The 18,500-nt window shown below is 63.8% G+C and carries 15 protein-coding genes and 1 pseudogene; 4 read left to right on the top strand and 12 right to left on the bottom strand.

Features of this window, described 5'->3' with window-relative positions; all coding sequences use genetic code 11:
* From QM841_RS39335 to QM841_RS39285, 11 genes are all read right to left on the bottom strand, one after another.
* The coding region (locus tag QM841_RS39335) for a fumarylacetoacetate hydrolase family protein (RefSeq protein ID WP_283336211.1) at positions 1-377 on the bottom strand (377 nt) is incomplete at its 3' end.
* Positions 378-434: 57 nt separating this feature from the next.
* Positions 435-1,892 carry an aldehyde dehydrogenase family protein gene (locus QM841_RS39330; protein ID WP_133987872.1) on the bottom strand — a complete coding sequence of 486 codons (1,458 nt, stop codon included), beginning with the start codon at positions 1,890-1,892 and terminating at the stop codon, positions 435-437.
* Between the two features lie 52 nt (positions 1,893-1,944).
* Positions 1,945-2,316 carry a nuclear transport factor 2 family protein gene (locus QM841_RS39325; RefSeq protein ID WP_283336210.1) on the bottom strand — a complete coding sequence of 124 codons (372 nt, stop codon included), beginning with the start codon at positions 2,314-2,316 and terminating at the stop codon, positions 1,945-1,947.
* Between the two features lie 96 nt (positions 2,317-2,412).
* Positions 2,413-3,534 carry an LLM class flavin-dependent oxidoreductase gene (locus tag QM841_RS39320; RefSeq protein ID WP_133987870.1) on the bottom strand — a complete coding sequence of 374 codons (1,122 nt, stop codon included), beginning with the start codon at positions 3,532-3,534 and terminating at the stop codon, positions 2,413-2,415.
* 101 nt (positions 3,535-3,635) lie between these two features.
* Complete coding sequence (locus QM841_RS39315; RefSeq protein WP_133987869.1) at positions 3,636-4,985, bottom strand: MmgE/PrpD family protein; 1,350 nt, start codon at positions 4,983-4,985, stop codon at positions 3,636-3,638.
* A gap of 27 nt (positions 4,986-5,012) precedes the next feature.
* Positions 5,013-5,843: a mycofactocin-coupled SDR family oxidoreductase gene (locus QM841_RS39310; protein WP_133987868.1), complete on the bottom strand. Its 831-nt coding sequence runs from the start codon at positions 5,841-5,843 to the stop codon at positions 5,013-5,015.
* 168 nt (positions 5,844-6,011) lie between these two features.
* Positions 6,012-7,412, bottom strand: a complete 1,401-nt coding sequence (locus QM841_RS39305; RefSeq protein WP_283336208.1) for an APC family permease — start codon at positions 7,410-7,412, stop codon at positions 6,012-6,014.
* Between the two features lie 402 nt (positions 7,413-7,814).
* Entirely contained in the window at positions 7,815-9,665 is a 1,851-nt protein-coding gene (locus tag QM841_RS39300; RefSeq protein ID WP_283336207.1) for a sigma-54-dependent Fis family transcriptional regulator, read from the bottom strand.
* Positions 9,666-9,805: 140 nt separating this feature from the next.
* Entirely contained in the window at positions 9,806-10,963 is a 1,158-nt protein-coding gene (locus QM841_RS39295) for a UxaA family hydrolase (RefSeq protein ID WP_283336206.1), read from the bottom strand.
* Positions 10,960-11,880: a UxaA family hydrolase gene (locus tag QM841_RS39290; RefSeq protein WP_283336204.1), complete on the bottom strand. Its 921-nt coding sequence runs from the start codon at positions 11,878-11,880 to the stop codon at positions 10,960-10,962. The genes QM841_RS39295 and QM841_RS39290 overlap by 4 nt, the downstream gene beginning before the upstream one ends.
* Entirely contained in the window at positions 11,877-12,149 is a 273-nt protein-coding gene (locus QM841_RS39285; protein ID WP_166680816.1) for a UxaA family hydrolase, read from the bottom strand. Before QM841_RS39285 ends, QM841_RS39290 begins: the two co-directional genes overlap by 4 nt.
* A 132-nt stretch (positions 12,150-12,281) precedes the next feature.
* Here QM841_RS39285 and QM841_RS39280 point away from each other — a divergent pair, with 132 nt between their 5' ends.
* Positions 12,282-13,163 carry a LysR family transcriptional regulator gene (locus QM841_RS39280; RefSeq protein WP_283336202.1) on the top strand — a complete coding sequence of 294 codons (882 nt, stop codon included), beginning with the start codon at positions 12,282-12,284 and terminating at the stop codon, positions 13,161-13,163.
* Between the two features lie 115 nt (positions 13,164-13,278).
* Here QM841_RS39280 and QM841_RS39275 read toward each other — a convergent pair.
* Positions 13,279-13,686 (bottom strand): annotated as a pseudogene (locus tag QM841_RS39275) (IS1380 family transposase); the annotation flags it as partial.
* 322 nt (positions 13,687-14,008) lie between these two features.
* On the opposite strand from QM841_RS39275, the gene QM841_RS39270 reads away from it, so the two are divergent.
* The 3 genes from QM841_RS39270 to QM841_RS39260 are packed head-to-tail and all read left to right on the top strand — an operon-like array spanning position 14,009 to position 18,491.
* Positions 14,009-14,767, top strand: a complete 759-nt coding sequence (locus tag QM841_RS39270) for an IclR family transcriptional regulator (RefSeq protein WP_283336200.1) — start codon at positions 14,009-14,011, stop codon at positions 14,765-14,767.
* Positions 14,768-14,808: 41 nt separating this feature from the next.
* Positions 14,809-16,842, top strand: coding sequence for a hydantoinase/oxoprolinase family protein (locus tag QM841_RS39265; protein WP_283336199.1), 2,034 nt, complete (start codon positions 14,809-14,811; stop codon positions 16,840-16,842).
* A complete protein-coding gene (locus tag QM841_RS39260) occupies positions 16,839-18,491 on the top strand; it encodes a hydantoinase B/oxoprolinase family protein (RefSeq protein WP_283336198.1) in 1,653 nt (550 codons plus the stop codon). Before QM841_RS39265 ends, QM841_RS39260 begins: the two co-directional genes overlap by 4 nt.
* Positions 18,492-18,500: the final 9 nt, after the last annotated feature.

Genomic DNA, 18,500 nt, shown 5'->3' with positions numbered 1-18,500 from the left:
TCGGCCTCGTAGTCGATCTCGGTGGTCTCCGGCGGTGCCACGATGTCGTCGTACGGGCCGACGAGGGCCGACGGGAACTTCGTGAACATCACCGGGTAGGTGGGTAGATCGCGGCCGGTCTCGCCGACGTGCTCGTGATAGTTGAGCCCGATGCAGATGATCTTTCCCGGGTTGGGCACGACCGGACACAGACGCACCTCGTCCACCCCGACGGCCTCGTTGTCGATCCGGCGGGCGCCGGCAAGGACGTCCGGAGTGGTGCTGGGGCCCAGTTCGACGAGGCCGTCGAGAGGTATCAAGCGATCAGCGGCGTGATCCGAACGCTCGAGGACACCGACGCGACGGCGGCCGTCGATTTCATAGGTTGCGTATGCCATGTTCGGGCAGATCCTGTTCTCGTGGTCTGAGGCCGCCAGCTGGTGTGGCCCTCGGCGTCACAACTGCAGCGATTTGTAGGTGAGGAATTCTTCGATGCCGAATCGGCCGCCCTCACGGCCATGGCCCGAGGATTTGAAGCCGCCGAACGGGGCCCGTGAGTTGTATGCGCCGCCGTTGATCGAGATCTGGCCGGTGCGGATGCGGCGGGCGACGTCCAGCGCCCGGTCTGGGTCGCCGGACCAGACTGCCCCGCCGAGGCCGTACTCGGTGTCGTTCGCGAGCTCGACGGCTTCGTCTTCGTCGTCGAAGGGAATGAGGACCGCGACGGGTCCGAAGATCTCTTCTTTTGCAATTGCCATGTCCGCGGTGACGTCGGAGAAGACGGTCGGGGCGACGAAGTAGCCGGGAGTGAGGCTGTCGATTGTTCCGGTTCCGCCTGCGACGATTCGTGCGCCATCGGCGATTCCGCGTTCGATGTAGTCGAGCACGCGGCGTTTCTGGTCGGCGCTGGCGACGGGGCCCATCGTCGAGTCGGAGTCGAACGGCTGTCCTACCCGGTAAGTGGCGGCTGCGGCGGCCGCCGCAGCTTCGGCAGCGTCGAGTTTGGCGCGGGGCACGAGTAAGCGGGTCAGTGCGTTGCAGGTCTGCCCGGCGTTCTGGTAGCACTTCGACAGACTGACGGTGACGGCTTCGTCGAGATCGGCGTCGTCGAGGATCACCGAGGCGGATTTGCCGCCGAGTTCCATCGCCACCGGCTTCGCGGCGGCTGCGGCGATCTCGGAGATCCGCCGACCTGCTCGGGTCGATCCGGTGAAGGACACCATGTCGACGTCCGGGTGCGATACCAGGGCCTCTCCGGTGGTGATGCCGTCCCCGGAGACGAGGTTGAAGACTCCGTCCGGCAGTCCGATCTCGTCGATCACGTCGGCGAGCAGGAAGATACTCAGTGGGGCGATCTCGGAGGGCTTGACCACGACTGTGCAGCCGGCAGCGAGCGCGCCGGCGATCTTGGCGGTGACCTGGTGCAGGGGGTAGTTCCACGGCGTGATGGCTCCGACCACACCGATCGGCTCACGCAGCACCAGCGAGTTGCCGATTCGTTCCTCCCAGGCAACTTCGTCGATCGCCTCGGGAATCACTGCCAGGTCGCCGATCGCGAGTGTGACTTGGATGGCCCGTGATTGGGCCAGGGGTACGCCGACCTCACGGGAGATGAGCTCGGCGAACTCCTCTGCCCGCGAGTCGATCGCGTCCGCGATCCGCCTGATCCACCCGCCCCGCTCGTGCGGCGACAATCGCGACCAGGAGTCGAACGCTGCCCGAGCCGCCCGAGCCGCCTGATCGACGTCGTCAGTTGTTCCGTTCGGCACCGACCCGATCAGTGACTCGGTGGCCGGGTCGAGCACGTCGATGGTGCCGGTTCCGGTCGCCTGGACCCAGCGCCCGTCGATGTAGAGATCGGGTCTGGTGATGAGGTCGGGTGCGGTGATGAGGTCGGGGGCGGAATTCGTCATGGCATGCTCCGGGAGTCGGTGACAGGGGCGGATCGCGGACGCGGAAATTGCGTCAGACCTTGCGGAACGAGCTCTTGGCGAGAATCTTCCCGTCACGGAGCTTGAAGTAGTCGATGCCGTGCGTATCGACGTCGGCGCCGTCCTTGGTCTTCGCCACGAATCGCCACTCGTTGACCGCTTCGTCGTCGGTGTAGATCTCGGTGAGGATTTTGAACCGACCGTTCTCGTGGTTGTTCAGCCAGCCGAGCAGGGCATCGAGGAATGCCTCCCGGCCCTCGAACGATGCGTCGCGGGCCCCGGGGTAGAACGTCGCGTCCTCGGTCAGCAGTGCCTCGATCGCTGGGCGGTCGATGTTGTTCTGACCTTCGGCGAACGCGCGGATCGTCTCGGCGTTCTTTGCAGCTGCGGCGGTGGGGGAAGTCATGAGTGCGTGTACTTCCTTTCGTCATTGTTCATCGGTGTATGAGCCCGCACCGGGGATTCCGGCCGGGCTCGGTGGACACGAGGGGTGTGGTGCGGATCAGCGTGCGACCGCGACCTGCTGCTGCAGTTCGGCCAGCGACTCGGTCTCGTGCTCGAGGTTCTTGATACGCGGCAGCACCTCGGTTCCCAGGAGTTCGAGGTTGCGCCGGTAGGCCTCTGGCTGGTCGAGGTAGTCGAAGGTAAAGGCGATGAGGGTGCCGAAGCCGCCGGAGACCTCGATATCACGCTGCAATTTCTCGACCACGGTGTCCGGAGAGCCGATGAGCCAATGATTTTCAGCGAAGTACTCGAGCGACATCGTTGCCGGATCGTGCTCGTCGAGCTCGGGCGCCATGAGGGGGAGCATGCCGGATCGCGCGTATGACGGCCAGGTCCATTCGCGGTAGCTGCGGCCGAGTCCGCCCTTGATCGCGAGTTCCATGGCTTCTTCATCGGTGTCGGCGACGAAGACGGTGTGGGCGACGCGCCAATCGTTGCGGTTCGGCTTGTGGCCGGCGGATTCGGCGCCCTCGACGTACTTGTGCCAGTGGCCTGCAAGGTAATCGCGGTTGATCGCGAAGCTCATCGGCAGGCAGCCAGCTGCGCCGGCTTCTTTGAGGGTGCCCGAGTTGGGGCTCAGTCCGGCCATGGCCAGCGGCGGATGGGGCTGTTGGTAGGGCTTCAAGAACGGCCCGCTCAGTTCCTCGCTGTAGGCGGGGATGTCGAGCGTCCAGTACTTGCCCTCGTGACGCTGAGGACCTTCACCGGACCACACCTTGCGCATGATCTCGACGGCCTCGGCCATCATCGGCTTGGGTTCGCTGGTGCCGTGGATCTGCAGATCCTCGCGCGTCGCGCCGGCGCCCAGACCCACCATCAGGCGGCCGCGGGACATGTGGTCGAACTGCATCAACCGGTGGGCCAGCGCGATCGGGTTGTGGTTCGCCGGAACGTTGGCGCCGGTCGCGAGCTTGATGCGGCTGGTCTGGGTGATCGCCGCGGCCAGATACAACTCCGGGCTGGCTACCGGTTCCCAGCGTTGGGTGGTGTGCTCACCGACCCACACCTCCGACAGTCCGTACTCCTCGGCCCACCGGATGACCTGCATGTCCCAGTCGAAGCCGTCTTGGAGATTCGTTTCCGGAAGCCGAAACGGAACCATGAAAAGACCGATATCCACGACTTTCCTCCCTTTGTTCTGAGTAGTTCTCGAAGAACTGTTGACCTACTTGAAGTGTCACAGTCACCGCCGGGCGCGAACTGTGCCAAAGTGGCACGCGATCACAGCGTGGACGCGACGATCTCCGCGACCGGAACATCGAGCGCGGCTTTTCGGATGTCCGCCCACAGTGCGGTCTTCGCGGGGCCGGCGCAGGCGATGAATTTCGCCTCCAGTTCGGCGTCGCTCATCGGGTCCGCGTTCTTGCCACGAGCGATTTCGACCGTCCGCTCGATACGCCGCCCGGACGCGGTATGCACCTCCACCGATGCCGGGAACTCGGTGCCGTCGCGATGTCGTTCGTCTACCAAGACGGTCATTCGCCGCATCAGTGCGCGTACGGCGGGATCGGTGACGGCGTCCGATGTGAAGTCCGACAGCTCGAGGTGGCCTCGGACCAATGCCGCCGCCACCGTGTACTGCGCGCTGAACCGCGCCTCGTTGCCGGTTTCCGGTGTGCTGTGTACCAACAGCTTCGGTGCGAGGGCGCTGACCCCCACACGGACCTGGCGGATCTCGTCGTCACCGAGTTCGGTGTGGATCGTCAGCGCGGCTTGCACGGCTGGATGCGAAGCGCCACATGAGGGATAGGGTTTGATCGCCAACCCGACCGGGTCGAGGAGGGACCAGGTTTGACCGAGTTGCGCGGCGAACTCTACCGGGGTGCCCGCGGCGCGTCCCATGAAGACCGAGCAGAACCCGAGGTCGGCTTCCAGAGCGGCGGGATCGGCGTCCCAGCCGCGCACGGCGAGTCGAGCAGCTTGGATTCCGCTCATGGCCGCCGCTCCGGCGTGCAGTGGTTTGGTCATCGTTCCGGTGTTGGCGCGGATTCCGGCCGCGCGGGAGGCAGCGATTCCCAGCGCTCGTTGTGTCGTCTCGGCGTCGAGGCCCATTGTCCGGGCCGCCGCCGCGGCGGCGCCGATGGTGCCGATCGTGCCGGTGGAGTGGAATCCGGTCTCGTAGTGCGCCATGTTCATCGCGCCGGCGAGGGCGGCGTCGACCTCGAATCCCGCGATGTAGGCCGTGAGCGCGTCGCCGAACGAGGCACCGAACTCTTCACCGACCGCCAGCATCGCCGGTACCAGATGGCAGCTGGGATGCCCGTACAGCGGATGGTTCGAGTCATCGAAATCCATGGCGTGAGCGAAGGTGCCGTTGACCAGGCCGGCGAGTTCGGGGGTCGTGCGACCGCCACCGAGTATGCCGGAGACCTCGCGTGCCCCTTGATCTTCCACATAGTCGAGCATGGTCGCGCCAATGTGGTGCCGGCGGCCCGCGAGTGCCACCCCGATCACGTCGGCGATGGCCGTTCGCGCCCGGTCAGCGGCCAGGTCCGGTATCTCGGAGAGGGTGAGCGCGCTGACGAATTCGGCGAGTTCCCGGGTTTGTCCCACCCGGCTCGCGGTCGTCATTGAGCGCGTTCCTGCTGCGGCTTCATGTCATTTGGCCTGGAATCCGGCGTCGATGGTGAACTGGGCGCCGGTGATGAAGCGTCCCTCGTGCGAGACCAGGTAGAGCACGGCCGCGCTCACGTCTTCCGGCTCGATCCAGGGGACGTCGAGCAGATGGATCGTGCCGTAGGCCTCGATGGCGTCCTCGAGTTGCGGGTTCTCCAAGTCGGGCCGGAACATCCGGAAGTTTCCCTCGTTGACGAGCATGTCCGTCCGGACGTTGCTCGGGTGCAGGGAGTTGACCCGGATGTTGTGCTTGCCGAGCTCGTTCGCCAGTGCCTTGGCCAGCCCCGTCACCCCGTGCTTGGCCGCAACGTAGTGTCCGATGTTGTCCATGCTTCGCAGGCCGGCTGCCGAGCTGGTCAGCAGGATCGATCCGCCGTTGCCGGCGTCGATCATCTGGTTCATGCCGGCCCGGACAGTGTTGAAAACACCGGTCAGGTTGATGTCGATCATCTCCTGCCACTGGGTGGCGGTCATCTGCGACATGAGCCCTTGGCTGACGATGCCCGCGTTGGCGAGGATGATGTCCAGCCGCCCGAACTGATCCACTCCCTCATCGACGATCTCGGTGAGGCGGTCGAGGTCGCGCACGTCGGCCTTTCGGGCGAGAATCCGCCCGCCCGCTTTCTCTACGAGACGCACCGTCTCCTGCAGGTCTTCCTCGGATGCCATCGGGTATGGCGCCGTCTCGACGGGAGCACACACGTCGAAAGCGATGATGTCCGCGCCCTCCTCCGCCAGTGCCACTGCGTGGCTGCGGCCCTGACCGCGTGCGGCGCCCGAGATGAATGCGACTTTGCCTTCGACACGACCCATTGCTTCGTTCCTCTCGTCCGGTGCCGCCCGTCACAGGCGACCGGTGTTCTAGATGATTCCCTGTACTGGGATGCTGTGAATTGTGCCAATCTGGCACATCGCGAAATGCCCGTTCGGCGGGTCGGATCACAGAGTGATCCTCGGTCACCGAACGGGCACTTGCCACGCTCAGACCTGCAGCTTCGTTCCGCCGGCCGCGTCCTCGTCGCCGCGTTCGGCGCGTCCGAGATTGTCGTAGTACTCCGGTTTCGCACTGCGGAAGTACAGCGCGATGCCGATACCGATCACCAGGGCCGTCCCTGGAACCGCCAGCAGCCACGTCAACTGTCCGGGCTCACCGCCCACCACGAGATCGAACCGGGACATCGCGAACACGACGATCGTTCCGATGGCGATGATGGAGATGATGGGAGCGATGACGGTCTTCCAAACGCTGTCGGTGCCGCGGTTGAGCGGGCGGGCGAACCAGGCGATGACGGCGATGCTGACCAGCACCATCAAAGTCATCACACCCATCGAGCCGAGTCCACTCATCGCGCCGTACACCACGGGTGTATTGACAGGCAGTCCCGCGATTGTGACCAGGGCAATCACCGCGATCACCGCGATCGTGAGCGAGGCCCGGTAGGGCGAATGGTGCTTGGGGTGGACGCCGGCCAGGTACCGCGGCACCGCATGGTCAGCGGCCAGGTTGAAGATGTAGCGCGAGGCCACGTTGTGGGTCGAGATCAGTGCCGCGATCGACGACGTGGCGACCAGTACGGCCGCGATCATCGAGACGTTCGAGGCGACGAACGTGTCGAGAGCGTCATTGAACATGCCGGCCGGGTTGTCTTCCGCGACCTGTTGGGAGCTCGGCCCGTAGGCGGAGATCAGTGCATAGCAGGAGACGCTGTAGAAGATGCCGATGAAGATCACCGCGAGATACGTCGCCCGCGGAATGGTCTTGACCGGTTCCCGAACCTCGTCGCGGTACAGCGCGGTCGATTCGAATCCGACAAAGTTGCCGAAGGTGAACAGAAGTGCGACGAAGATTCCGGTTCCGACGCCACCCAGACCTGACGGGTTGAACGGCTGCACCGAGAGACCGTCGACCCCGCCCTGACCCAGCGATGCGACATTGAAGACGATCACCAGCAGGATCTCGAACGCCATGACGACACTGAGGACCTTTGCCGACACCTCGACGTGGAAGTGTCCCAGCGCACTGACAATCGACCACGCGACGAGCGTCCATACCCACCATTCGGTTTCCGGACCGTGGAAGAGCGTGATCATCTCCGCGATGGTTACGCCGGTGAAGCAATAGAGACCGACGAGGATCATTGTGTACGACAGTGCTGCTACAAAGGCGCTGCCGAGTCCGAAGGCCCTGCCTATGCCCACGGTGATATAGGCGTAGAACGCTCCCGGGCGCGGCACTCGCCGGGTCATCGTGGTGAACCCGACCGCGAAGATGAGAACCAGCGCGGTAGTGATGAGGTAGACCAGCGGTGCTAGTTCTCCGGCGAAGTCGATGGCGAATGCCATATAGCCGGCAATCGTGACGATCGGAGCAGAAAACGCCATGACACCGAGGACCAACGGCGTCGTTCCGAGATTTCCGGTTAGTCGAGTCGGCTGCGTGGGCGCGGTAGTGCCCTCAGCTCCGCTCGAAGGCAACGTCGAGGCTGCCTGGGGTTCCTGCATTTTCATATCCACCTGATCCCATCGGGAGTGAATCGGCCGACAGTCCGTTTCGGCGGATAGTGATCCGCCGTATCGCCGGGTTCTGATTGAGAAGAGCCGCCACATCACATTGCAGTTCCGTCGCACTGGAGTGATCTACGTCTCGTATTTCGGACTGGGGGAAGTCTAAGCAGCCGCCCTAGCTGCCCAACTGTGTCAATATGGGACGCCTCTGAGCTAGGTCTTTGCGCAGCAAAAAGGGCCGCATGCGCACTACGCGCAACGGCCCCCCAGCGCCCCGTCTCAGCTGAGTTCGTAACCTCTCCTACTGTAATTTTCCATCTTTCGATACAGGGTCGACCTCCCGATTTCGAGTAGATCGGCGGCCTTCGCCCGGTTCCCTCCCACCTCGGCCAGTGCATGGCGGATCTGCTCGAGCTCCGCGGCCTCGAGACGGCTGAGCCGCCCCCGTGCGAGCGAGGCCTGGTGCGCTTCGTTCACGTCGGAAACGCACACCGTTCCCGTGGTGTTGCGCAGGGCGGCTGTCGTCACGACCTCACGCAGCTGCGCCACGTTCCCTGGCCATTCGGCATTCGCCAGTGCAGCCAGGAGCCTGCCACTGCACACCGGCGTCGCAACGGCGTCCGACGATGTCAGGAAGTATGTGACCAACAGCGGTATGTCATCGCGCCGCGACCGCAGGGGCGGGAGTCGTAACTCGATCGGCACGGTACCGATGGCGTCGGTGAAAAATCCGGCATCCATCTCGTAGGCGGTCGCAATGAGCTTTCCCCGATCCGCGGCCACCCGAAGCGCGTCCCGCGTGTGTTCGAGAACCTCGGGCGACATCTGATCGAAGTTTCTGGCTACGACGGTCTGACCGGCGGCGAGTGCGGCGTCTATCGCCGCTGCGCGCCCCTGAGGACCCAGCGAATCGACAGGACCACACTCGATCACCGCCACATCCGGGGCCGCAGCCATCAGCCGGGCCAGGTGAGTGCGCCCGGTGCCTCGCTCACCAGTCAGGCACACCGCAACGCTCTGCGTCATCGCGGCTATGGCCGCCGACTTCAGCCGACGCATCACGGCGCTGGCTCCGATGAGATCGTCGAGCGGGGCCAGCGAGACCGCGGCCGGCGACGCCGCCGAGCCGCCGATCGCGGACTGGGCCGTGATCTCAGACAGCCGCATCACCGCACCGACCACTTGGCCGTCGATCGTCACCGGTTTCACGTGGACCGTCAACGTACGGTTGTCGGAAAGTGCGACAATTTCCTCCCGCACCTCGCCGAAGGCGTCGACCTGGCGTGCGATTCCCGACAGGACCGCGAAGTCACTGTTCGACAGCATCTCCTTGGCCCGGTTGCTCGCGATCGTCGTACGGCCGTCAACCGCAACGACGGCGGCGCCGCCACGCAATCGGGACTCACGGGTATACGCCCGGAGAAGGGCCTGCTCGCGGAAGGTCAATCGATCGGACACCTGCCGGCCGATCTCGCCGGCCGCCCACTCCACCGGTAGGGCGAGCGCTCCGGGTGCCGAAGCGAGAGCGATTCGCTCCGGCACCATCAGCGTGAGCACCGCCAGAACCCGGTTGCGCAGGCCGTCGAGGATCGGCGCGGACGTGCAGTAGGTCCCTTGGAGTTCTTCCGCGTAGTGCTCCGGACCCCACACCTGCACCGTCCCACCCTCTTCGAGCGCGGTGCCGTCGGAGTTGGTGCCCGCGAATTCCTCCGCCGCACCCATACCGATCACCGCCGCGTGGGAATCGGCCCAACGGAGGGCCGCCGAATCCCCCATGCGCAGCGCGTGCACTCCTGAGGCATCCGAGAGCAGAACGCACGCCCCGGTGTCTTGCGCCATGTCGTCGAGCCGCTGCATGATGGGCGTCGCGATTTGCAGGAACGGTGCGTCGAGCCGGGATTCCCGCATCTGTGTCTGCAGCGATTCCGGATCGACCAGACAGGCTGCACTGCGCCGCCACGATCGCTCGATCACCTCGCGGACCCCCGTCAAATCGACGGTGCCGGGGTCGGACAGGAACTGCTCGCGCAGCGCACGCTGGCGTGCCAGCGACACCGCGTTGGGGCGCGCCCGAACCAGTTCGGTACGTCTCGTGCGGATGGGCCCGTCGGGAAGGATCAGCTCCGTCATCTTGTCAATCCTCCGACTTCTGCCGGGTCTTTGAAAGACCCGTATCGATCCTTATCCGGCGCACAGGCCACATTCGACTCGACCCCCGACACTGGCGTGCACGTCATATGTGTCCCGCGAACCCGGTTCCTATCCTCGTATCACGCCCCGGTGGGTCTGATGAAGCTGAGCGCGAACTCGTGATTGCCTCGCGACTCGGCCTTGGTGAGCCGGCCCGAGGCGACCTCGATGAGCTCGTCGAGGATGCGCTGGCCGACTTCCTCGATCGGTGTACCGGCGAGGATCGTACCCGCATCGATATCGATTAATTCCGGGAGGCGTTGCGCTACATCAGAATTCGAGCTTATCTTCAAGCACGGCGCGATCGGGGACCCGGTCGGGGTGCCGAGCCCTGTCGTGAACGCCACAATCTGTGCTCCCCCGGCCACCATCGCCACCATCTGCTCGATGTCCTGTCCGGGTGTATCCATGATGTACAGCCCTGGTCCCGGGGGACGCTCGGCGTACTCGACCACACCGCTGATCGGGCCGGTTCCGCCCTTGCGGGCGGCGCCCATCGACTTCTCTTCGATGGTCGTGAGACCGCCGGCGATGTTGCCGGGAGCCGGCTGGCTGCCGAGCAGATCCACGCCGATTCTGGCTACGTCCTTCTCGAACCTGGCGACCACCTCGATGATCTGCGCTGCTACCTCGTCGGTGACCGCACGCTTGGCCAGCAGATGCTCGGCCCCCAGGAGCTCGGTGATCTCCGCGAGGATGGATGTTCCGCCGGATTCGACGAGACGATCACTCGCCACCCCCAGCGCCGGATTCGCGGTAATGCCTGAGAAGGCGTCCGAGCTGCCGCATTCGAGCCCCAGACACAGCGCCGAGAGCGGCGCCGGCTGGCGGACGGCGGGAACCTTCTCCACTAGCAACTCGGCGAGGGCACCCTTCGCGGCGATCTCCAAACCGTCGAAGGTACCGGTCCGGTCCAGCCGGACGATACGGTGCGGCTTTTCCGCGTCCGCCAACGCCTGCCCAAACAGCTCGACTTCGTCACCGATTCCGAGGATCAGGGTCGCGCCGACGTTGGGATGCGTGGCGAACCCCAGCAAGGCGGCCAGTACGCGGGCCTGGTCCGCGTGGCCGCGCGGGCTGTCCCATTCGTGCCGGAGCGCGACGACGTCGTCGGTCGCGGAGTCGGCGACGTCTGCGGCGATCTCGCACAGGGCCGAGTGCACGGGTACGACAAGGGTGTGGTCGCGGTACCCCCAGCGACCGTCCGGCCTCAGGAAACCCATCAGTTCGGTCGTCACATCGTCCTCAGCAATCGTGGAATGGCGAAGGTGGTGGAGTTCCGCAGTTCGGATTTCGCGGGAACGCCTGAGAAAACGTCGAGTACGGCGGACCAGATGTCGACAGGACCCTCGTCAGCGGCGATGTCGAACTCGCCGGGAATGGCCGCGTGCAAGCCTCCGGCTGCGGCGACACCGACGACCGGAACGAGGGCGATCGACGACGGCGGTTGGTTCTCCGCCGGGAATTCGACGATCACCTGCGGGCGGCAGGACGCCACCGCGAGTACGCGCGCACTCTGGGCGCCGGGATCCTCCGCGAGCATGCTCACCGAGGATGATCCTGGCTCACTACCCACTGCCAGGGGGACGGGCACCTCCACGAGGCCGGACAGGTCGGCGTCCCGGGAACCGGCAAGAACGACCCGGGCTCCTTGCGCGACGGCGTGTGCCATGAGGTCTGCAACCCGGCCGTCCTTGCGATCGGCGACGATGCCGAGCGTCAGGGCACTCGCATCGGCGGCGGCGCGTTCGAGGGCGCCGGCCAACGTCTTCAGCTCCTGCGCGATACGAATGCCTTCCTCCCGCGCCGCTGTGCTGCCGCCGCTGTCTTGGATGCCGACAAAGTGCGGATCCCGGCCCTGCCGGACGATCTCCTTGACGACGCCCCGTCCCTGAACGGTCTCGCATCCGAGGCTGACGACCAGTGATTGGGCCACATTCGGTGAGCTCGCCAGTCCCGCGAACAGTGCCCGGGTCTGCACGATGTCCGGCCCGATATGCCCGCAGCCGTGCTGATGCGCCACCGCGGTCGCGCCGGCGGCCTCGGCGATCTCAGCTGCGACGAGGGCCGAGCACACCACGGACGGGAGCACGAAAACGTGGTTTCGGGCACCAGGTTGCCCCTGGGTGCGGGGATAGGCGGTGATTTGGGTCATCGAGGGCCTCCGGGCAACCGCTTGCTGATGACGTTCTGCACATGCACGTGCTCACCGGAGGCAATGTCGGAAGTGGCCTCGCCGACCGGCTCGCCGTACCGGATGATGTCGGTGCCCCGGGCTATCGGGTGCAGCGCCACCTTGTGTCCACGCGGCACGTCGCTGCGGATGGTCAGGCGAATATCGTTCGTGCTCGTCACCTCCCCGCTGTGCAGGTCGGTGACGGCGACCGCAATGTTGTCGCGGTCATCGAGTAGGAGCAGTTTCATGCTTCTCAGTCTTAGTGCGGCTGCCTGCCCCCGGAAACCACCAATCACTAACGGAGTCATTAGCTGAGTTGAACACCCGGTAGACTTTGCACATTCGACACTGACACAATTTTCACTGGTAGGAGCCGATCGGTGCAGTTCCGGCAGCTGGAGACCTTCATCAGCATCGTCGATGCGGGCACGCTGACCGGCGCTGCCCGACGGCTCTACAAGACCCAGGGCGCGGTGTCTCAGGACCTGAAGTTGCTGGAGAACGGCCTCGGCGTCCAGCTCCTCGACCGGACAGGCCAGCGGGTCAAGCTGACGGCTGCAGGTAGCGCTCTGCTGCCGATTGCTCGGCGCATAATGAGCGACATCGCCGACGCGGCGTTCGAAATGGAATGCATCCGCACCGGTGAAAATCCGGTCATCCGCCTCACATGCCTGCCGTCGCTGGGCCCGCGCCTGTGCCGACTGATGGCCGACTACACCCGAGTGCATCCAGGCACTCGGTGGTCATTGTTCACGTCGCTGCGAGGGGCGATGATCGCAGGTCTGCGCGACGACCAGTTCGATCTGGCCATCTGTGAAGGCTACGCCGACGACGGCATCGTCAACATTCCCTTGATGCGTGAGTCGTTGCACCTCGTTCTGCCGCATGATCATCCACTGATCAAAAAGGCACCGCTCCGCCCCGCGGATCTTACGGATGTGCCCTATATCGGGCTGCATCGACGTTTGGGCGCACTGCTGGAAGCACAACGTTTCTTCTCGGCTGGCGAGGTCTACCCGACCCCGGTCGCCGAAGTCGATACCACCCAGCTAGTTGCCGAGCTCGCAGCCGCCCTTGGTGGCTACGGGTTCATCCCCGAGTCAGCCATTCCCAAGGACGGGTTCACCCTGGTCATTGTTCCGACTGATCCACCGCTCACACGGCAGATTTCGCTCGCCCGATCCGCCAACCGCAGCATTCCGCCCGCCGTGGAAATGTTCATCGACTACCTCATTGCCGCATGGCCTGCGGATTCGCCATGACAGTCAAGAGCAGGCACCTGGTCGCCGACACCCCGGTGTGAAGCAGGCACCCGCGCTGAGGAGCGTCACCACAGTCAACGCCGATTCCGGATCCACCGAACCTGACGTTCACACCCACTGCCGGGCAGCAGGGTGCGCGAGCGGCGAGGCCGATGGGTGTCGGCGCAGCACCGCCCCGAGCTGCAGGCTGTGTCCGTAGGTGAACTCGCGTAGGAAGATCCCCAAGCTCGACGGCACATACGTCTCGTCGAACACGATCGGGCTGCCGTCGGCGCGGATGGTGTGCACATTGCCGATGCCGTCCGCTCCGGTGAGCATCCCGCCGACGATCGAGGTGAGTTTCCTGCCGGGTTCACCGCTCCCGAGGGACCCGCGTGGAGGCGAGATCGACATGGGTGCCGATCAGCTCCGACAGCCCGGCGTGTTAGGCGAGTGCGAGGACCAGCGCTAACCCTGCCGCCAACACGCGATTGTGTTCGTCGAACACCGCGGACCCAGCCGCGAACGTGTGCGATGTTTGCACTGAAGTGCCTTTTCGTATGTGGACAATCGTGACCTGAGAATCTCGATTCTCTCACTACGGAAGGCACTTTCGTCATTCATACGCCGTCACACCCATTACGGTCTCACGGATTCGGGCTAAGTCGAATTACGCCCGCGAGCATATGCCAAATATGTTGCAGCCACGCAGGAATGGACCGAGGCAAGGGTATTCGGGCACTGATCGCGCCGCCCGAAGCTGCCAACACAGGAATCGGTCGAACCCAGGAAAACAATCACATGTCTTGACGGAGGTGACCCACGCCACTAGTTTAGTGTTTGAATCATACGAAAGGCGTTCGCATATGTCAAACACTCCCAGAACATCGAGCACCGTGTCGAATGCCCTTCGGTTGCTTCGTTTGTTGGCCGCCCATCCACAAGGCATGGGCGTGAGCGAAATCGCGAACGAACTCGGCCTCGCCAAGAGCGGAACGCACATGTTGCTCTCGACGCTGGTGCAGCAGGAGTTCGCGTTTCGTGACGATGCCAGCATGTATTTCCTCGGGCTCACCGCGTTCGAAGTGGGTTCTGCTGTACCGGACGCAGCGAGGTTCGGTGGCGAATTGTTAGGCCCCGCTCGGAACTTGGCCGACGTGTCTGGTGAGGCAGTGTCCCTTGCAGTTCTGCGCAACCGCGAAGCGGTAATGGTGCAACGGTTCGAGACTCGTCACGTGTTGAGGGCGGACATCGGAGTGGGAACTCGCATGCCGGTCACGGACTGCGCCTCGGGGAAGGTGTTCCTGGCGGCGTTGTCCGAAGCGGAACTCGACGACCTTCTCCCAGACGAAGACCTAGGTGCAGCCCCGAATGGCCGAACCCGCAGTAAATCCCATCTCAAGACGGAACTCGCCGAAGTGCGTGCCCAACGCTACGCGATGACCGTGGGTGAATACGCGGACGGTGTTACGGGCGTGGCAGCGGGAGTATACGACAGGCAGGGACGACTGGCAGTAGCGCTGAGCGTGGCGGGACCGAGCACGCGGTTCGATATCGAGAAGTGGGTTCCACCCCTTCTGACGGGTGCAGACGAGATGACCGCGTTGATGGCGGCTCGGCATTGACCATCGAAAACCGACGAACAAGACCACGAGGTGGGATCAACATGGACTTCATTGCTGGAATCGACGTCGGTGGCACGTTTACCGATGTGCTTCTGTGTAACCGTTCGACTGGAGACTTGCGCATCGCAAAGGTCTTCTCCACTCCCCGCCGACAGGCAGAGGGTCTATTGGCAGGCCTGCGGCAGCTCGATACCCGGTTCGACGAGCTCACGGCGGTCGTTCACGGCACTACGGTGGCCACCAACGCGGTCCTCGAGCGCAAGGGTGATCGATGCGCTCTGGTGACCACGCGAGGTTTCCGCGACGTACTCGAGCTACGGCGTCGCGACAGGCCCACTACCTACGGCTTGACCGCCGGTTACACCCCGATAGTGCCACGCAGTCGGTCGTTCGAGATCGACGAACGCATCGACGCCCACGGTCGTGTGATCACCCCGCTCGCCGACGACGATGTCCGTTCTCTTGCAAAGCTATTGAAGTCCGCGCAGATCGACAGCGTGGCAGTATGTCTGCTCAACAGCTACTGTAATCCCGTCCACGAACGCCGGCTGGCGGACGCTCTCGGCGAGCTGATGGGCGGCGTACCGATCAGCACATCACACGAGATCTGCCCTGAAGTAGGCGAATTCGAACGCGCGAGCACCACCGCCACCAATGCATTCGTCCGCGCAACCATGAGCAACTATCTCAGCAGCGTGCAGAACCTACTGGAATCCGACGGCTTCCGACACGAAGTGCAGGTCATGCAGTCCAACGGCGGTCTGATTCCGGCTCGACGTGCCGGCGAAATGGCGGTCCGCACTCTGCTCTCGGGCCCAGCTGCTGGCACCGTCGGTGCCGCGGCATTCGGCACGGCAGCAGGCCTGCCCAATGTCATTTCGTGCGATATGGGCGGCACCAGCTTCGATGTCGCACTTATCCCCGGAGGCAAACCGGCACTGACCGACGAGAAGAACATTGACTACGGCGTTCCGATCAAAGTCCCAATGATCGACATCACCACCGTCGCAGCGGGAGGAGGATCCATCGCCTCCCTGGACCGAACAGGGATCCTGCAAGTCGGCCCTGAAAGCGCCGGTTCAGATCCAGGCCCAGCCTGTTACGGCCGCGGCGGCACCCAGCCCACGGTGACCGACGCGAACATAGTCTTGGGACGGATAGCGGCGAGACAACAATTGGGAACCGAGTCCGGATTCGTGCTCGATATCGATGCGGCCAAAACTGCCATTCGCAAGGAAATCGCCCAGCCTCTGGGCCTCAGCGTGACCGCAGCAGCACTGGCCATCATCCGCATAGCGAACGAAACCATGGCCGCCGCCATCCGCAGTGTCAGCATCGATCGAGGACACGACCCCAGAGGATTCACCCTGGTCGGGTTCGGAGGAGCCGGACCCATGCACATCGTCGAGCTCGCCGCCACCGTCGGTGCCCGCACCGTGCTTATACCGCCGTTTCCCGGTGCACTCAGCGCCTACGGCTGCCTGATCGCAGACGCAAAGTACGACTACGTGACAGCAGTGAACATCCCAGTCGACGAAGCGGATGTGCGGAGCACGATCGAAGCCGCGTTGAGTACCCACCGTGCTTCCGGCAAAACCTTGCTCGACGCCGACGGCTTCGGCTCGGATGCGATCTCGGTCGAACACGTAGCGGAGATGAGCTTCATGAAGCAGAGGTACTCCATACGAGTTCCGCTGGGAAACGACGAAAGCTGCTGGGACACCGAAACCCTGACCGAGGCATTCTACAACCACTATTCCACTTCGTACACCGGACGCGCGCCTGCCCGAAACATCAAGCTCATCAATCTGCGCACGACAGTGACCGGGGCACGCCCCCTGCCACGCGCCAACCGCTCACCCCGTAGGGCGCCGTCCATCCCGGCGTTCCGAGAGATCGTCTTCGACAACCTCACTACCTCCGTCGAAGTATTGTCCCGCGACACTCTCGAACCCGGCCAGACGTTGGAAGGACCTCTCGTAATCGAACAAACCGACACCACCATCGTGTTACCACCGAAATCTTCGGCAGTAGTTACCGGCGACCTCTCCCTCGTTGTCGAGGTGAACCGATGAGCGTATCCGTAGATCCGTTGACGCTGGCCGTAATCCGAGGCCGCCTCGAACAGATCGCCGATGAGATGGATACTGTGTTCGAGCGTATGGCGTTCTCCCCGGTCATATCCGACGCGTGGGACCGAGCCGACGGAATCTACTCCGCCACCGATGGTTCGGTAATTGTCCAAGGCGACCGCGGGTTGCCGATCTTCGTCGGCACAATGCAATTCACCGTTGCCAGCGTACTTTCCACGGTCTCCGATATCACACCGGGTGATACGTTTCTGGTCAACGATCCCTTCGCCGGAGGGACGCACATCATGGACACCAAAATGGTCCGACCGTTCTTCTACCGTGGTGAGTTGTTCGCCATGCTGGCCAACACCGGACACTGGACCGATCTGGGCGGCCGCGTACCCGGCGGCTTCGGATCACAAGCCAGCGACTGCTACCAAGAGGGACTCCGTATACCGCCCGTACGGTTGTTCGTGGACGATGAACTCAACACCGACATCCTCGCGATTCTGCAAACCAACTCCAGGCTCCCCGACGACGTCATGGGCGACGTGGATGCGCAGGCCAGCGCCCTGCGAGCCGGCGAAACCCGCCTGACCGAACTGCTCGACGAGCACGGACCCGAGGTGGTCTCTGCGGTCATCGCGACACTCCGGCAGCGATCCGCCGACCAAATGCGCACACAGATCCTTGACATACCGGATGGCACATATCAATTCACCGAGACGATGGACAACGACGGCATCACCGATGAAGTGCTCAACGTCGCGGTCGACATCACTGTCATGAGTGAGCGGATGACTATCGACTTCACTAGATCCTCACCGCCGTGCGAGGGACCGATGAACTCGGTTCATGCCGCGACAGTGTCCAGCGCCCTCGTCGCCATCAAACACATCTTTCCCGACATTCCCATCAACTCTGGAATCTTCGAGCCCCTCGACTTCGTCATCCCAGAATCGGTGTTCCTCAACGCGAAACCACCGAGACCAGTCGCAGGATGCGCCGCCGAAACAAGCCAACGCATCATCACGGCCGTGATGGGTGCACTCGCCGAGGCGGTTCCGCACCGCAGTCAAGCCGGCTCGTCCGCAACCTCGAACAACCTCTCGATCGGCGGAACTGACCAAGACGGTGAACCCTTTGTGATGTACGTCTTCCTCGGCGGCGGGTACGGAGCACACCCGGCAGGAGACGGACTATCCAACGGCTGCTCGCTGATGAGCATCGGCTTGGTACAGTCCATCGAAATACTGGAACAGCGTTACCCCGTCCGGTTCAACCAGTATTCGCTGCGAGACGGGTCTTCCGGTGCCGGACAATTCCGCGGAGGACTCGGTGTGCACTTCGAATTCGAGTACACCGGCGACGCCGGACGGATGAGCCTTCTGGGCGACCAAGCCAAAACAGCACCCGTCGGTCGCGCCGGCGGCGACAACGGTGCGACCTCGGCACCATGGTTCCGCCTCGACGGACGAACCACGACCCTCCCCATGATCAGCAAGGGTGAAAACATCTCCATCCACCAGGGCGACGTGATCTGCATGCAAACCCCCGGAGGCGGCGGCTACGGCGACCTGCAGCAACGTCACGCCGACCACATCGCCGCCGACGCCGACAACGGATACCTCACCGACTCCGCACCGCACTAGTACGAAGCC

Source organism: Rhodococcus sp. IEGM 1307, from assembly GCF_030056915.1.
Classification (GTDB): domain Bacteria; phylum Actinomycetota; class Actinomycetes; order Mycobacteriales; family Mycobacteriaceae; genus Rhodococcus_F; species Rhodococcus_F opacus_D.
This window is presented reverse-complemented; position numbering and strand designations above follow the sequence as displayed.

Bases quoted from the DNA above. Each gene is read 5' to 3' on its own strand.
- QM841_RS39330 (WP_133987872.1), bottom strand. From the start codon at position 1,892: ATGACGAATTCCGCCCCCGACCTCATCACCGCACCCGACCTCATCACC.
- QM841_RS39325 (WP_283336210.1), bottom strand. From the start codon at position 2,316: ATGACTTCCCCCACCGCCGCAGCTGCAAAGAACGCCGAGACGATCCGC.
- QM841_RS39315 (WP_133987869.1), bottom strand. From the start codon at position 4,985: ATGACGACCGCGAGCCGGGTGGGACAAACCCGGGAACTCGCCGAATTC.
- QM841_RS39310 (WP_133987868.1), bottom strand. From the start codon at position 5,843: ATGGGTCGTGTCGAAGGCAAAGTCGCATTCATCTCGGGCGCCGCACGC.
- QM841_RS39305 (WP_283336208.1), bottom strand. From the start codon at position 7,412: ATGGCGTTTTCTGCTCCGATCGTCACGATTGCCGGCTATATGGCATTC.
- QM841_RS39300 (WP_283336207.1), bottom strand. From the start codon at position 9,665: ATGACGGAGCTGATCCTTCCCGACGGGCCCATCCGCACGAGACGTACC.
- QM841_RS39290 (WP_283336204.1), bottom strand. From the start codon at position 11,880: ATGACCCAAATCACCGCCTATCCCCGCACCCAGGGGCAACCTGGTGCC.
- QM841_RS39285 (WP_166680816.1), bottom strand. From the start codon at position 12,149: ATGAAACTGCTCCTACTCGATGACCGCGACAACATTGCGGTCGCCGTC.
- QM841_RS39270 (WP_283336200.1), top strand. From the start codon at position 14,009: ATGTCAAACACTCCCAGAACATCGAGCACCGTGTCGAATGCCCTTCGG.
- QM841_RS39265 (WP_283336199.1), top strand. From the start codon at position 14,809: ATGGACTTCATTGCTGGAATCGACGTCGGTGGCACGTTTACCGATGTG.
- QM841_RS39260 (WP_283336198.1), top strand. From the start codon at position 16,839: ATGAGCGTATCCGTAGATCCGTTGACGCTGGCCGTAATCCGAGGCCGC.